Origin of the sequence: Candidatus Kinetoplastibacterium galatii TCC219 (assembly GCF_000340905.1) — a bacterium.
In the GTDB taxonomy this organism is placed as follows: domain Bacteria; phylum Pseudomonadota; class Gammaproteobacteria; order Burkholderiales; family Burkholderiaceae_B; genus Kinetoplastidibacterium; species Kinetoplastidibacterium galati.
On the sequence record NC_020284.1, the window covers coordinates 173,688 to 188,415 of the forward strand.

The following is a 14,728-nucleotide window of genomic DNA, read 5'->3' on the forward strand; positions in this document are numbered from 1 at the left end:
TTGGAGATTTTATGATTTTGGTAAAAGATTTTTTAATTAATGTTTCTGTTTCTATTTTTATACTAATCTTTGGTTGGTGGCTTTCTTCTATTGTAGGTCAATGGTTTTCAAAAGCTATAAAATTTTCTCCTCATATTGATGTTACTGTAGTTCCGATATTAAGTTCTTTGGCTATATGGAGCATAAGATTTTTTACAGTTATAACAGTCTTAGCAAGATTTGGGCTAGAAACAACAAGCATAATAGCCCTGCTTGGTGCAGCTGGTTTAGCTATTGGCTTAGCTTTGCAAGGAACTCTACAGAATATTGCAGCTGGTATTATGTTATTATTGCTTAGACCAGTAAGATCTGGTGAGTTTATTTGCCTAAAATCAGGAGAAGAAGGTACTGTTAGTGAGATTGGTCTTTTTTTAACTAGAATAACTCAAAATGATGGAACTAGCTTAACATTACCAAATAGCATTTTATGGAATTCTACTATTGTGAATTTTAGCAGGAATTCTATTAGACGTGTGGATATACCAGTTTCAATTAGTTACAAATCTGATATAAATCTAGCCCTCGATACTATTACAGATGTTGTTAAATCTAATTCTTTAGTTCTTGTCGATCCTACACCATTAGTTAAGGTAGTAGAATATAAAGAATTTAGTATAGTAATTAATGTCAGGGTTTGGTCTGATTCTTCTAATTATTGGGATTTAAGATGGGGGCTGTATCATCAAATATGGGTTTCTCTTGGTGCTGCTGGAATAGAGGCTCCTATCGTAATAAATAGCAACTTAAATTAGGTGCTATGTTATTTAGTTAATTAAAAATTCTCAGCTTTTTTATAGGGATTTTTTAGCGATAGGTTTGATTTTAGTTTTTTGAATTATTTTTCAATAAGTTTTGTATGGTATTTTGTTATGCATCCGATGTTAAATATTGCTGTTAAAGCAGTTAGGAGATCTAGTTCAGTTTTAAGTCGTTTTAGTTTAGATTTAGAAAGAGTTAATGTCTCTCGACAATTAATAAATGAATATGCTGATGAAGCTTATCGATTAGCAGAAGAAGCTGCTAAGTTGGTAATTTTAACGGCATATCCTGATCATGTTGTTTCTCCTGGTAATCTTAGAGATTTGAAAAACCATAAGGGGTTTTTATGGGTTATTTGTCCTATAGATGGACTAATTAATTTTGCTTATGGATTTCCATTTTATGCAATTTCGATAGTATTGATCCAAAATGGTAATATTTTGCAATCAGTAGTTTATGATCCTGTTCGTAACGATCTATTTACTTCACGTAGAGGATCTGGAACTTTTCTGAATGATCGTCGTATTAGAGTGTCTGGGCAAATTAGTTTAAGTAATTCTTTGATCGGAGATGGTTCTGACAATATAGATAATGACAATCATTTAGATAAGAGTCATGGTGTATATTGCTTATCTACAAGGCGTATAGGATCAGTTGCTCTTGGTTTAGCTTATGTAGCTTGTGGGCGTCTGGATGGTTTTTATGGATACGGTGATCTTAATAGAAAATATCTAATTGCTGGAAGCCTTCTGGTTTCTGAGGCTGGTGGCTTGATAACAGATTTTAATGGTGATCAAGATTGGTTAGAATCTAGACAAATAATTGCAGCTACTCCTAAAATATTTTCTCTTTTGAAGAATAATATCAATAAGTCTTTAGCTAAATAGAATGAGAATTAATAATTGAAATATTATGAATAGTTGTTTTTTAATTTGTGGAGATGTATTTGTTAGACTGGCTACAGGACCCGACTGCATTAGTTGGATTATTTACTCTGGTCATTCTTGAGGTTGTTTTAGGGATAGATAATTTAGTTTTTATCGCAATTCTTGTAGATAAGCTACCTCCTGGACAAAGAGACAATGCTAGAATTATCGGTTTAGGTTTTGCTTTAATAGTCCGCATGATATTTTTATCATGCATGTCTTGGTTATTAACATTAACCAACCCCTTATTTCACTTTAGTATATTTTCCGGTCGTGATTTGATTATGTTGACAGGGGGTATATTACTTTTATTTAAAAGCACCGTGGAACTGCACGATCGTATAAATGGTAATGTATCTGAAGTGATTGGAGCTCGAGTATATGCTAGCTTTTGGGTTATTGTTGCTCAAATAGTTGTTCTTGATGCTGTTTTTTCACTAGATTCTGTTATAACAGCTATTAGCATGGTTGATCATCTAGCTATTATGATGATAGCTGCAATTATTGCTACAGGTATTATGATTTTGGCATCTAAGCCATTAACTATTTTTGTAAATACTCATCCCAGTGTTGTAGTCTTGTGCCTAGGTTTTTTGCTTATAATAGGATTTTCATTAATATCTGAGAGTTTTGGTTATATAGTACCGAAAGGTTATTTATATGCAGCAATTGGTTTTTCTATATCTATAGAAGCCTTAAATAATATTTATCGTAGAAATCTGTCAAAAATAGATACTCGGCGGCCAATGAGGGAGAGGACTGCTGAAGCTGTTTTACGCATGTTAGGAAAAAGAACTGTTGTTAATGATGATTATGAATCAATAAATACTCCTTCATTGAATACTAATGATTTCGGTATAGAAGAACGAAATATGGTAAGTGGTGTCTTAACCCTAGCAGAGAGATCCATACTTTCAATCATGACTCCTAGAACTGATATTTCTTGGGTTAATATTAATGAAACCTCAGAAACTCTTCGAGAGCAGTTGATGAACGAACCACATAGCTTTTTCCCAGTTTGCAAAGGATCTCTTGAAGAAGTCGTCGGAATAGGTCGAGCTAAAGAAATGATTATAAATTTGGCAACTGATGATGGACGATTAAAGTTAGATAAATTGCGAGAACCAGTCATAATACATGAATCTACCAGCATCTTAAAGTTAATGGAAATGTTTAAAAGATCCAGAGTGCAGATAGCTCTTGTTGCTGATGAATTTGGAGAGATAGAGGGGTTAGTAACTCCAATAGATGTCCTTGAAGCGATAGCTGGTGAATTTCCTGACGAGGATGAATTACCTACAATTATTGAAGATGGTACGGATAGATGGATTATAGATGGTTCTGCTGATTTACATCATGTGGAGCAAGTTCTAGAAATTGATTGGTTGATAAATGACTCAAATGATTATTCGACAATGGCTGGTTATTTATTGGCTAATTTTGGGGCGTTGCCAAATATAGGTGATACTTGGGAATACATTGCATATAATGGCACATTTAAATTTGAAGTTCTAAAGTGTGACAATAGGAGAATATCTCTTGTTAGAGTTACTAAGTTATTTCTCGATAATTTATCTTGCATAGAATAAATATAGATTGATAGTTACTGAAGTTTTATATATGGATCAGTTTTTGGTTTTAATTAAGGCTTGCTTTCTAGGAATAGTAGAAGGTTTAACAGAATTTATTCCGGTTTCAAGTACAGCACACCTAATTTTTATTGGAAAGTTAATTAATTTTAATTCTTGCAATGGTATGGTTTTTGAGGTGTTTATACAGGTAGGGGCTATATTCTCAGCAATATTCTTATTTAGATATTATATTTTTGATATATTATTAGGGGTTCTTAGATTAGATGTTAGATACTTGTTATTTTTAGCTAAAGTAATATTTTCTGTTATGCCATCTATTATTGTAGGAGCCATCTTTATAAGATATATAAAGAAATTATTTCTTTGTCCTAGTTTAATAGCTATTTCTCTTATAATAGGAGGATTGATAATTATCGCAGTTGAGAATAGAAGAAATATTAATTCTAAAGAGAAATCATGTTGCTACTCTGATTTGTATAATATTTCTATTAAGCAATCTTTATGTGTAGGTTTCGCACAATGCATTTCCATGATACCTGGTGTATCTAGATTTGGAGCTACAGTTATAGGTGGTATGCTATCAGGACTTAGTAGAAGTATTGCCACAAGATATTCATTTATAATAGCTATACCTACTATGTTAGGAGCCTCTTTATATGATTTATGGTTCAACATAAACAACCTATCTTATATCGATTTCTCAAGCATTTTTATTGGTTCCATATCAGCATTTATCTCCGCTTTTTTTTTAGTAAAATACATAGTAAGGTTTGTAGAGACAAACAGCTATATTGTTTTTGCATTATATAGAATAATGGTTGGTATTTTGATTTTATTTATATGTTAAGAATTGTGTCTAGAAATCACAGTAATTTATGGTATTGTTTTTTACAATAATCCATCCCCCTCTGGTTTTTTTAGAAAAATCATAATCCCAATCAGGCAGTACCCATCTTTCACAAATTTTATTATTCACGTGATAAGTATGTTTTTTCTTAATATGAGTGTGGCCATGTATCATTTTTGATAGACCATTAATATCTTTAAATTTTTTTTCTATCTCCAGCTCATTTATATCCATTACTTCTTTCGACTTATTGATATTAGAAAATTTACTGTATTCTCGTAAGTTTTTTGCAATAATATTTCTTTCTGGTAAGCTTTTTTGCAAGAATTTTTTTTTCCAATCTTTATTACGAACAGTTGTTCTGAATTTTTGATATTCTATGTCATCTGTACATAATTCGTCTCCATGACTAATCATTATTTCCTGATAATTATTTTCTAAAATTATCTGAGAATCAAGTATTAAAGATGCACTAGAAATATTAGAAAAATTTTCACCTAGCAAGAAATCTCTATTCCCAGGTAATATGTAAATACTTATATATTTAGATGCTATTTTTATTGATTTAATTATTGTAAAAAGCCATAATGAATCATTACTTTTTATGAAATCGTCTCCTATCCAAGCATCAAAAATGTCTCCTAGTAATATTAAATTACTTGAACTAGCTGATGCTTTTTCTAGGAATTTTATAAATATTTTTGAGGTTTTGGGAGTATGCTCAGATAGATGGAAATCTGAAGCCAGCCATGTTTCCCCAAAAAAATTTATCTTATTCAATGATTTCGACATTTTCTATCTTAACATCATCGATCGGAACATCATTATAGAATCCTTTGCTTGAGGTTTTCATATTGTTTATTTTATCGACTACCTCTGTTCCTTCTATTACTTTGCCGAATACTGCATATCCCCAACCATTTGAAGTAGGTGATTTATGATCAAGAAATCCATTGTCAGCAGTATTTATGAAAAATTGTGAGGTGGCAGAATGAGGATTATTTGTTCTTGCCATAGCTATAGTATAAATATTATTTTTTAAACCATTATCTGCCTCGTTTTCTATGGGATTTTCTAGATTTTCTTTATTAGTTAAGCATGGTAATAATCCACCACCTTGTATCATAAATCCTTTTATAACACGGTGAAATATTGTGCCGTTATAAAAATTTTTGTCTATATATTTTAAGAAGTTTTCAACTGTCTTTGGAGATTTTTCTTTATCAAGAAGAACAATAATACTGCCATAATTTGTTTGTATTTTAGCTTTGCACATGATTTATAAAATATCAGTTATTATTTGTGATTTTTTCTACAGTAAATGTAGAGTAATAATTCTATCATATTATGATTAGCTAATTAAAATAGTTATCTTTTGTTGGTTAATTTGTTAATTACATTTATATTTTTTTTGCAGTTTCATATATAGGACAACATTTTATAGACATATTTATGTTATAAATTGCTTCATCTGCAAGTCCTTTTTCAGCACAGACAATTGCTAAGTTATTCCATAGCTCAGGAATTTCTGGAAACAAAATTGTCATTTCTTTATATAGTTCATAAGCTTTATCTTGATACCCTAGTTTATTTAATATAATTGCTTCCCTAAGAGCCAATTGTATATCTATACTTGTTCTATTATCACTTGTGTTTATTTTATTTTCTTTTACTAACTGTAGTGCATATTCATATTGATCATTTTCTATTAAAGAATCAATCTGTTCCTTTATGTGGGATTTTGTTTTTTTGATATAATTTTCTGAATTAGAATTTGTTTTTACTTGATCTTTATGAGAGCTCAAGTAACTGTTCTCAATTATTAATTTATTTAACCAGGTTTTATTATTTATATTTGATTTAGTTGTTTGTTGTGTTGTATAGTATTCTCCAGCTAATGTGGTTTTAGTTGAAACAATTAAATAAAGCATAAGAATTATAATAGATACGTTTATGCTATTTATTTTACACTTCAAAATAATATTCCTTTAAATGGGTATTGAATTGTATTTGGATCTCGTCCTTATGTGTATTATTTTGCTACCATTAATGCTTCTATCCTGCAGATTTAACCACATAAGCACATATAACACAGCAAGTAGGTTATAAAGATACAATTATTGTGTAAGCTACTGATCTTTTAATTTTAATATTAGGATTATTTTTAATATACCACTATGTTGCAAATATATAATACGTTAACCAAAGCTAAAAGTGATTTTAAACCTATTAATGATAATGTAGTTAATATGTATGTCTGCGGCATGACAGTTTACGATTACTGTCATCTAGGACATGCTAGGATAATGGTGGTTTTTGATGTAGTGCAGCGTTGGTTAAGGCATATCGGATTTAATGTAAGATATGTCCGAAACATCACAGATATAGATGATAAAATTATCAACAAATCTTTGAGTGAAAACAAAAGTATAAGGGAAATTACTGATTTTTATGTGTCAGCTATGCATATGGATGAAAAGGCTTTAAGTATAGAAACTCCATTTAAAGAGCCTAGAGCAACTAATTATGTAAATGAAATGGTTAGCATTATAAAATTGCTTGAAAACAAGGGGCTTGCTTATAAGTCATTAGACGGTGATGTTAATTTTTCAATTAAAAATTTTACTAATTATGGTAAGTTATCAGGGATAAATTTAACCGAATTAAGATCTGGAAATCGTGTTCCAGTATCTTCTTTTAAGGCAGATCCTCTGGATTTTGTTTTATGGAAGTCTTCTAAAAAAGATGATCCTGATGATAGTAAGTGGGAGTCTTGTTATGGACCAGGTCGTCCTGGATGGCATATAGAGTGTTCTGCAATGAGTAGATCTATATTAGGAAATCCTATAGATATACATGGAGGTGGACCAGATCTTATATTCCCACATCATGAGAATGAGATAGCTCAAACCGAGGGGGCTTTTGATGTAAATCTTGCTAATTTCTGGATGCACTGCGGATCTTTAATGGTTGATGATGCTAAAATGTCAAAATCGTTGGGCAACTACTACACTATTCGTCAAGCAGTTGGTAAAAAAATTTCACCTAATGAGTTCTATTATGAAGTTAATACTCGAGAAGCAGAGATGTTAAGATTTTTTATAATAAGAAGTCATTATCGCAGCAAGCAAAATTATGCATTTGAGAATCTAGTAGATGCTCAAAATTCTTTAGACAAATTATACCTAACGCTCTTTAATATTAATGTAGAAGGAGATTGTGAGATTGATTGGAGCGACCAGTTCGCTATTTCTTTTAAGTCGGCCATGAATGATGATTTCAATACACCTAGTGCTATAGCGATACTTTTTGACTTGGCATCAAAAGCAAATAAAAATAAATGTGTCCGTAGTGCAAAACAACTTAAATCTCTAGCTGGAGTGCTAGGTATTTTATCTCAAAATCCAACAGTTTATTTCTCAGAACCAACAAGATATAGAATTTCTGTAAACAATGACTCATTAAATATAATCTCAAAAGAAGATATAGAGCATTTAATATATAAAAGGAGTAATTTTAAAAAGAATAATGATTATTTAGAAGCTGATAAAATTAGATCAATGTTAAATGATTCTGGTATTGAGCTAGAAGACAAATCTGATGGCACTACTAATTGGCGTCGTACCTAAGGTAATTAATGTAAAGGATTATTATATAAAAATGCTATACATAAATTCCAGCCAACCTGATTATTGGGAACAAGCAGTTTCAGATCTCAAAAAAAAGGATAGGATCTTGAAGAGGATTATCCCATTATATTCAGAAAAAAAGCTTTTGCCTTCCGAGTCTCCTTTTATTACACTCGTTCACTCTATAGTAAACCAACAAATATCTACCAAATCAGCTTGTGTTATTTGGGGAAAATTTATAAAGATATTTGGCAAGCTTCCTTCTCCTGAAGATATTATATGCTGCAGACGAGAAAATTTAAATAGCATTGGTCTTCCAAGAAGAAAAGTAGAATACCTAAACGATCTTGCTATTCATTTTTATGAAAAAAAAATTAATCCTGATAAATGGGTTAGTATGGATGATGAGTCAGTTATTTCTGAGCTGTCTTCTATAAAAGGAATAGGACGTTGGACTTCAGAGATGTTTTTAATTTTTAGTTTATGTCGACCTGATGTTATGCCTTTAGATGATGCTGGATTAATTAGAGCTATATCCCTCCACTATTTTAGTGGAGAACCAGTATCTCGTTTTGAGGCTAGAGAAGTTTCAATGGCATGGAGACCTTGGCGTACCGTTGCCTCTTGGTATTTATGGTGTAGCATAGAGCAGCAGTAGTATATAATATGTAATAGAATTATTACCTGAAATTTTAATATGCGAAATATATTCCTGAATTTTGAGCAACCCATAGCGGAATTAGAAGAAAAAATAGAGCAGATGCGTTATGTTCAGACTGATTCTGCAACAGATATATCTGATGAAGTAAGAAAATTAGAAAACAAGAGCCAGCAACTAACTAAAGAGATTTATGCAAACCTAACTCCATGGCAAGTATCTATGGTTGCAAGACATCCACAACGTCCGCATACATTAGATTATATAAATGGATTATTTAGCGATTTTAATGAGTTGCATGGCGACAGAATGTATTCTGATGATCAATCTATAATAGGCGGATTAGCAAGATTTAACGATAGATCTTGTATGATAATTGGCCATCAGAAAGGTAGAGGTACAAAAGAGAGAGCAATGCGTAATTTTGGAATGCCTAAACCTGAAGGTTACAGAAAAGCACTGCGCTTGATGAGACTTGCAGAGAAATTCAATATTCCTATCTTTACTTTTATCGATACCCCTGGTGCCTATCCAGGAGTAGGAGCAGAAGAACGAGGTCAATCTGAAGCCATTGGTAGAAATTTGTACACAATGTCTGAGATAAAAGTGCCTATAATCACCACCATTATAGGAGAGGGTGGATCAGGTGGAGCTCTGGCCATTGCTATCGGAAACATAGTTTTAATGCTACAGTATTCCACCTATTCTGTTATTTCTCCTGAGGGTTGTGCTTCTATACTTTGGCGAAATTCTGATAAAGCTCCTGAGGCCGCAGATGCTTTAGCTATAATAGCCCAAAGGTTAAAAAATTTAGGATTGATAGATATAATAGTAAAAGAGCCAATGGGTGGGGCTCATAGAAATTATGCGCTTATGTATCAATCATTACACAATGCTTTAACAGATGCTACTAAGCAGTTACATAGCTCAAATCCTGATTATTTTATTAAACAGAGACTCAGTAAAATATTATCCTTCGGTTCATTTCAAAAGCTTTAATAATTACTGGAACTAAATATGTATGTGGTTTCTAAACATCTTTATGATCCCTTAAAATACTCTTTACTTAATTTAGATACTATTCCTAAAAGAATTGCCGTGGGCCTTAGCGGGGGCATGGATTCTGCTATGTTATCAATAACTGCATCTAAGGTTGCCAGTGATTTGAAGATTTCTCTATTTTTATTTCATATTAACCATTGTTTACAAAATGATTCTAACTATTGGTCTGAAAGAGCTCATGATCTAGCTAATCTATTGAAAACTCCTTTTCATGAGAAGAAAATTTATGTAGATCGTAAAAGTAAATATGGTTTAGAAGCTTCTGCTAGAAATTCTAGATACAAGGCATTTGATGATTTGCTTGGTTTTTATGAAATAGAACATCTTTTTTTAGCTCATCATAAAGATGATCAGGCTGAAACCGTTATTTTAAGATTATTGCGTGGCTCGGGTATAAAGGGGATGGGTGCCATGAGAAATATTTCAATAAAAAATGGTAAATCATATATTAGACCTTGGTTAAATATACCTAAAGAAATAATTAGTTCTGAAATGAATCTATTCTCGAACTCTACATCCTGGTATCCAGTTAACGATCCAACTAACGCAGATAATTCTACTGCAAGGTCTATTGTTAGAAATTGTTTAGCTCCTCAATTAGATAAATATTGGCCAAAATGGAGGGATTCTCTGTACAGACATGCATCTCAAATGTCTATTGCCTCAGACATGTTAGAGAATTTTGCTAAATTAGATTTTGATAAATTAAAGATTAATAATGATAGCAGTTTTTCGCTTTCTAGATGGCGTTCTATTGATTCAATTTATAGAAAAATACAAGTTTTAAGATATTGGTTTTTAATAAATAATTTAAGTATGCCTTCAGAATCTTTTGTTAATAACCTATGCAGGCAACTTGCTAATTTACATTCACTAGGCTACGATAGATTTATGCAAGTTAAATATGGGGAACATGCTATATTGTGTCATAAGGGATTAGTATGGATAGAATTTTCTAAATTCAACAATTAAGGATATTATTTTTTAATATTTCGAGACAAAATCAATTTATTATTTTACAATAAGCAAGTTCATAATATTTTTTCATATAGAGTGTTATATGGCTTTATTCGTTCATAAGTACGGTGGAACATCGATGGGTTCTGTCGAGCGCATAAAAAATGTGGCTCGTCGCATAGCAAAGTGGCATGCAGCTGGTCACAAGATCGTAGTTGTTCCGTCAGCTATGTCTGGTGAAACAAATCGCCTGCTCGGTCTTGCTAGAGAGATTTCTCCTTTCCCTGATGTGAGAGAAATGGATATGTTAGCATCTACAGGGGAGCAGGCTAGTAGCGCTTTGTTGGCTATAGCTTTACAAAAGGAAGGAGTCTCTGCTAGAAGTTATGCTGGATGGCAAGTTCCAGTAAATACTGATTCTTCTTACACAAAAGCTAGAATCGTATCTATAGAAGGGACTAAAGTTCAAGATGATCTAGCCCAAGGCAAGGTTGTTGTTATTACAGGATTTCAAGGAGTCGATCCAGAAGGAAATATAACAACCTTGGGTAGAGGTGGTTCTGATACTTCTGCAGTTGCTGTAGCTGCTGCTTTGAAGGCACAAGAGTGTTTAATATATACTGATGTAGATGGTGTTTATACGACAGATCCTAGAGTGGTTCCAGAAGCTCGTAGACTTTCTCAGATTTCTTTTGAGGAAATGCTGGAAATGGCATCTCTTGGTTCTAAGGTATTACAGATAAGATCTGTAGAATTTGCTGGCAAGTATAGTGTTCCTACTAGGGTATTGTCTTCATTGACTGATCCCCTTATTTCTCTTGAAATAGAAATGAGTTCAGGTACATTAATTAATTTTGAGGAAGATGGGAAAATGGAATCTGCTGTAGTTTCTGGTATTGCTTTTAGTCGTGATGAAGCTAAGATTACCGTATTATCTGTTCCTGACACTCCTGGTATTGCTCATTCAATCCTTGGTCCTGTAGCAGATGCTAATATAGAAGTTGATATGATTCTTCAAAACCAATCTGTTTCTGGTACCACCGACTTTTCATTTACTGTAAATCGCAATGATTTTAAGCATACTGTTGATGTTCTGAGGAATCAAGTTATACCAGCTGTTAAAGCAAAAGATTTAGCTGTTGATGAAAAGGTAGCTAAAGTGTCTATAGTTGGTGTTGGTATGCGTTCTCATGTTGGTATAGCAAGTTTAATGTTTAAGACCTTAGCCCAAGAGGGTATAAATATTAAGATGATCAGTACTAGTGAAATAAAAACCTCTGTCATTATAGATGATAAATATATGGAGTTAGCTGTAAGAGCACTACATAAAGCATTTGATCTTGATAAATAGAGATTAGTTTTAAACGGAGGCATGCCCGAGTGGCTGAAGGGGCTCCCCTGCTAAGGGAGTGTGTGGCTAAAACTGCACCGTGAGTTCGAATCTCACTGCCTCCGCCATTTTTATGTATTTTAATACGTAGAGTATTGTTGCAGATTTTTTAAAAACAATATAGAATTAGTGCGTATTAATTTAGGATGTTAATTGCGCCCGTAGCTCAGTTGGATAGAGTACTTGGCTACGAACCAAGGGGTCGTGGGTTCAAATCCTGCCGGGCGCACCACTGGTTTATAAACACATATATTGAATCAGTTAATGATCATAAGTGATGAAGAGGTTTAGGATATTTATAATAAACCTATTTGTAATTATTTCCTGATCACATGAGCTAATAATAGGTGGTTTTTTAGTTTATTTAATGCATTGATGAAGGATCTTCTAGGAACTCAGGAATGCTTAGGACTTCTATTCCTTCTTCTTGTAAGGATTTATGTTCTTCTTTTGTAACCGTTCCTTTTATGGATCTTTTTTCTGCATCACCATCGTGAATTTTCCTAGCCACATCTGCAAAATTAGATCCCACATCCTCTGCTTCTTTTAGAATTTTGCGTATTCCTTTTATTATATTTATTTGTGTATTTGCGATATTAGTTTTATCTGACAGGCTATCTGTTTTTGTCTTATTAGTTACATCGGATCCGGAATGTGTATTAACATAAGGAGCTGAAACTAATTTCGTAATTTCGCTAGAAGCACAGAATGGGCATTCTATTATTTTTTTAGAACGTTGATTATTAAACTCATCAGATGATGAGAACCATCCCTCAAAAATATGCCCGTAGTTACACTTTAAATCAAAAACTTTAACTGTCATGTTGTTTTATGATAATAAATTTAGTTCACTAAACGTTTATACTCATTAGTTCTTGTATCAATTTCTATATTGTCGTCTATTTTGCAAAACAATGGTACATTGATCTCATGACCTGTGCTTATCTGTGCAGGTTTTGTTACTTTTCCTGAAGTGTCCCCTCTAACGGCTGGCTCAGTGTAGGTTATTTTTCTTACTATCGTGTTAGGTAACTCTATTGATATAGCTTTTCCATCATAGAACACAACCTCTGCTTCCATGCCATCTTGCAAGTATTTGAGAGAATCACCCATGCTTTCTTTTTCTATTTCATGTTGATTAAAGTCTTCATCCATAAAAACATACATTGGATCATTAAAATATGAATAAGTGCATTCTTTACGATCTAGTTGTATTAAGTCAAATTTTTCATCAGCTTTATATACAGATTCACTCACTGATCCTATCAGTAGGTTTTTAAACTTCATCCTAACAACAGCAGAATTTCTACCTGATTTATTATATTCTGTTCTTTGTACAACTAATGGTTCTCCAGAAACCATTACAACATTACCAACTCTTAGTTCTTGAGCAGTTTTCATTTATATTAAAACTCCAAATTTTATTTTCTATATTTTTTAATATAATTTCTAGGTATTTTACTTATACACTATACAAGATAGCATATGTAACAAATACATAATTTATAGCGAAGAGGTGATCTTATGACTTTGCTGACTTATACAGAATTCCACCAAGTTTTCACCAAGGGATTTATTCGATATCTGTTTTTCAGCTAATATTCTAGAATGATCTTTCCATAAATTCCAATTTTTATCAGACATTGCAATCTTAATAGTATTTCCTACTGTTTCTTCCCCAAAATTATTCCATGAATACATTAACCTCTTTATTGTATCAGGAAAATTATTCAAATTTAACCAAGATTTTAGTTTGTCTATATGAGCATTGTTTTCCTGCTCATATATATTCCAAACCAGTGGATTACCAGATAATAAAGCTCTTACAAAAGAATCTTCTCCTCTTATAAAATTTATATCCATACAACAAATCAGTTTATCAAAATTTTCCTGATTTATAAATGGAATTGAAGCTAACTTAAGGTTATCTGTACTGTAGTTATTAGCAAAAATAGAATCATTATTTACTATTAATACTATTTTTTTATTAAGGTGTTCCATGCTTGTTATAAGTTTATTAACGGGAGCGCTAGGATAACAAAATAACAAACAGAAAATAAATTCTGATCTTTTGTAGTTTATGCCAATTTTTTTTAAGAAATTTTCTTGATTGTAAGTAGAATTTTTTAGGTATTCCTTGGTTTTTAAAAAACTATCCTCTATTATCAATCCGCCTGTTTTATTTGTAAAACCAGGGAAAAAGAAAGTTTTTTTTAGTCCATTAGGTAATCTTGATGAAAGTAGATGGCAATTTTCTACCCATTGTTCAGCACTTAGATAATCTATATTTATCCAAGTAAAAATATTTACATTTCTTGCTATAATTTTTTTAAGACTATCTGGAATATCGCATGAGAATGTTTCTATGATGATCTTGCTAGGGTTTAGTTTTTGTTTTAAAAATACCTCCCATTTAACTATATTGATATTCATCAGTACTTGGCTATCTATAGTCGAATTAACCTCTTCATTTATAAAAGAAAATACTTTAAGGTCATCCACTATTAATCTAATAGTCCATTTATAATCACAAGATAAATTTTTTGCTAATCTCCAGCAAAAACCTATGTCGCCATAATTATCTATAATTTTGCAAAAAATATCTGCTTTCATGGTAATATAATCCTTACACTAATCATTGTAAAATGACATATTCAAATCATTAATTAAAGGTTTGTGTTGTTTTAAAATTTTAGACAACAAAAAAATATTGACATTTTTCTTATTAAGAGCGAGAATTCTTTTTCTGCAACTGATAAGTAATTAATTGTCAGGACTATGCTCTTTAACAACAAACAATCGATAATTGTGGGTACTTGATGCTAGTTTTAGAATGTAAGATTTTACATTTAGCTAATTAGATAAAAGT

Annotated in this window: 15 protein-coding genes and 2 tRNA genes; 11 read left to right on the forward strand and 6 right to left on the reverse strand. The window is 31.9% G+C overall.

What is annotated here, in order from left to right; genetic code table 11:
• Positions 1-11 precede the first annotated feature (11 nt).
• The 4 genes from ST1E_RS00815 (at position 12) to ST1E_RS00830 (ending at position 4,163) form a co-directional block, all read left to right on the forward strand.
• Complete coding sequence (locus ST1E_RS00815) at positions 12-791, forward strand: mechanosensitive ion channel family protein (protein WP_015389358.1); 780 nt, start codon at positions 12-14, stop codon at positions 789-791.
• Between the two features lie 126 nt (positions 792-917).
• On the forward strand, positions 918-1,685 hold the full coding sequence (locus ST1E_RS00820) for an inositol monophosphatase family protein (protein WP_015389359.1): 768 nt from the start codon (positions 918-920) through the stop codon (positions 1,683-1,685).
• A gap of 53 nt (positions 1,686-1,738) precedes the next feature.
• Complete coding sequence (locus tag ST1E_RS00825; protein WP_015389360.1) at positions 1,739-3,313, forward strand: TerC family protein; 1,575 nt, start codon at positions 1,739-1,741, stop codon at positions 3,311-3,313.
• A gap of 31 nt (positions 3,314-3,344) precedes the next feature.
• The gene (locus ST1E_RS00830; RefSeq protein ID WP_015389361.1) at positions 3,345-4,163 is read left to right on the forward strand and encodes an undecaprenyl-diphosphate phosphatase; all 819 of its coding nucleotides are present in this window, start codon (positions 3,345-3,347) and stop codon (positions 4,161-4,163) included.
• Positions 4,164-4,172: 9 nt separating this feature from the next.
• Here ST1E_RS00830 and ST1E_RS00835 read toward each other — a convergent pair whose 3' ends face one another.
• The 3 genes from ST1E_RS00835 to ST1E_RS00845 form a co-directional block, all read right to left on the reverse strand.
• Positions 4,173-4,955 carry a UDP-2,3-diacylglucosamine diphosphatase gene (locus tag ST1E_RS00835; protein ID WP_015389362.1) on the reverse strand — a complete coding sequence of 261 codons (783 nt, stop codon included), beginning with the start codon at positions 4,953-4,955 and terminating at the stop codon, positions 4,173-4,175.
• Positions 4,936-5,439 (reverse strand): peptidylprolyl isomerase, encoded by a 504-nt coding sequence (locus ST1E_RS00840; protein ID WP_015389363.1) that lies wholly within the window; start codon positions 5,437-5,439, stop codon positions 4,936-4,938. The genes ST1E_RS00835 and ST1E_RS00840 overlap by 20 nt, the downstream gene beginning before the upstream one ends.
• A gap of 124 nt (positions 5,440-5,563) precedes the next feature.
• Positions 5,564-6,094, reverse strand: a complete 531-nt coding sequence (locus ST1E_RS00845) for a tetratricopeptide repeat protein (RefSeq protein ID WP_015389364.1) — start codon at positions 6,092-6,094, stop codon at positions 5,564-5,566.
• A 246-nt stretch (positions 6,095-6,340) separates the two neighbouring features.
• Between ST1E_RS00845 and cysS the strand changes: the two genes are divergently transcribed.
• The 7 genes from cysS to ST1E_RS00880 all read left to right on the forward strand — a co-directional run bounded on the left by cysS (position 6,341) and on the right by ST1E_RS00880 (position 12,091).
• Positions 6,341-7,792 (forward strand): cysteine--tRNA ligase, encoded by a 1,452-nt coding sequence (gene cysS, locus ST1E_RS00850; protein WP_015389365.1) that lies wholly within the window; start codon positions 6,341-6,343, stop codon positions 7,790-7,792.
• 31 nt (positions 7,793-7,823) lie between these two features.
• Entirely contained in the window at positions 7,824-8,450 is a 627-nt protein-coding gene (locus ST1E_RS00855; RefSeq protein WP_015389366.1) for a DNA-3-methyladenine glycosylase family protein, read from the forward strand.
• A gap of 39 nt (positions 8,451-8,489) precedes the next feature.
• On the forward strand, positions 8,490-9,449 hold the full coding sequence (locus ST1E_RS00860; protein WP_015389367.1) for an acetyl-CoA carboxylase carboxyltransferase subunit alpha: 960 nt from the start codon (positions 8,490-8,492) through the stop codon (positions 9,447-9,449).
• 18 nt (positions 9,450-9,467) lie between these two features.
• Complete coding sequence (tilS, locus tag ST1E_RS00865; protein WP_015389368.1) at positions 9,468-10,484, forward strand: tRNA lysidine(34) synthetase TilS; 1,017 nt, start codon at positions 9,468-9,470, stop codon at positions 10,482-10,484.
• An 88-nt stretch (positions 10,485-10,572) separates the two neighbouring features.
• Entirely contained in the window at positions 10,573-11,820 is a 1,248-nt protein-coding gene (locus ST1E_RS00870; protein WP_015389369.1) for an aspartate kinase, read from the forward strand.
• Positions 11,821-11,835: 15 nt separating this feature from the next.
• A tRNA-Ser gene (locus tag ST1E_RS00875) sits at positions 11,836-11,927 on the forward strand.
• 87 nt (positions 11,928-12,014) lie between these two features.
• Positions 12,015-12,091, forward strand: a tRNA-Arg gene (locus tag ST1E_RS00880).
• Positions 12,092-12,223: 132 nt separating this feature from the next.
• Here the strand turns inward: ST1E_RS00880 and ST1E_RS00885 are convergent.
• From ST1E_RS00885 to earP, 3 genes are all read right to left on the reverse strand, one after another.
• On the reverse strand, positions 12,224-12,682 hold the full coding sequence (locus ST1E_RS00885; protein WP_015389370.1) for a DUF1178 family protein: 459 nt from the start codon (positions 12,680-12,682) through the stop codon (positions 12,224-12,226).
• Positions 12,683-12,702: 20 nt separating this feature from the next.
• Complete coding sequence (gene efp, locus ST1E_RS00890) at positions 12,703-13,260, reverse strand: elongation factor P (RefSeq protein WP_015389371.1); 558 nt, start codon at positions 13,258-13,260, stop codon at positions 12,703-12,705.
• Positions 13,261-13,362: 102 nt separating this feature from the next.
• Positions 13,363-14,472, reverse strand: coding sequence for an elongation factor P maturation arginine rhamnosyltransferase EarP (gene earP, locus ST1E_RS00895; RefSeq protein WP_015389372.1), 1,110 nt, complete (start codon positions 14,470-14,472; stop codon positions 13,363-13,365).
• Positions 14,473-14,728: the final 256 nt, after the last annotated feature.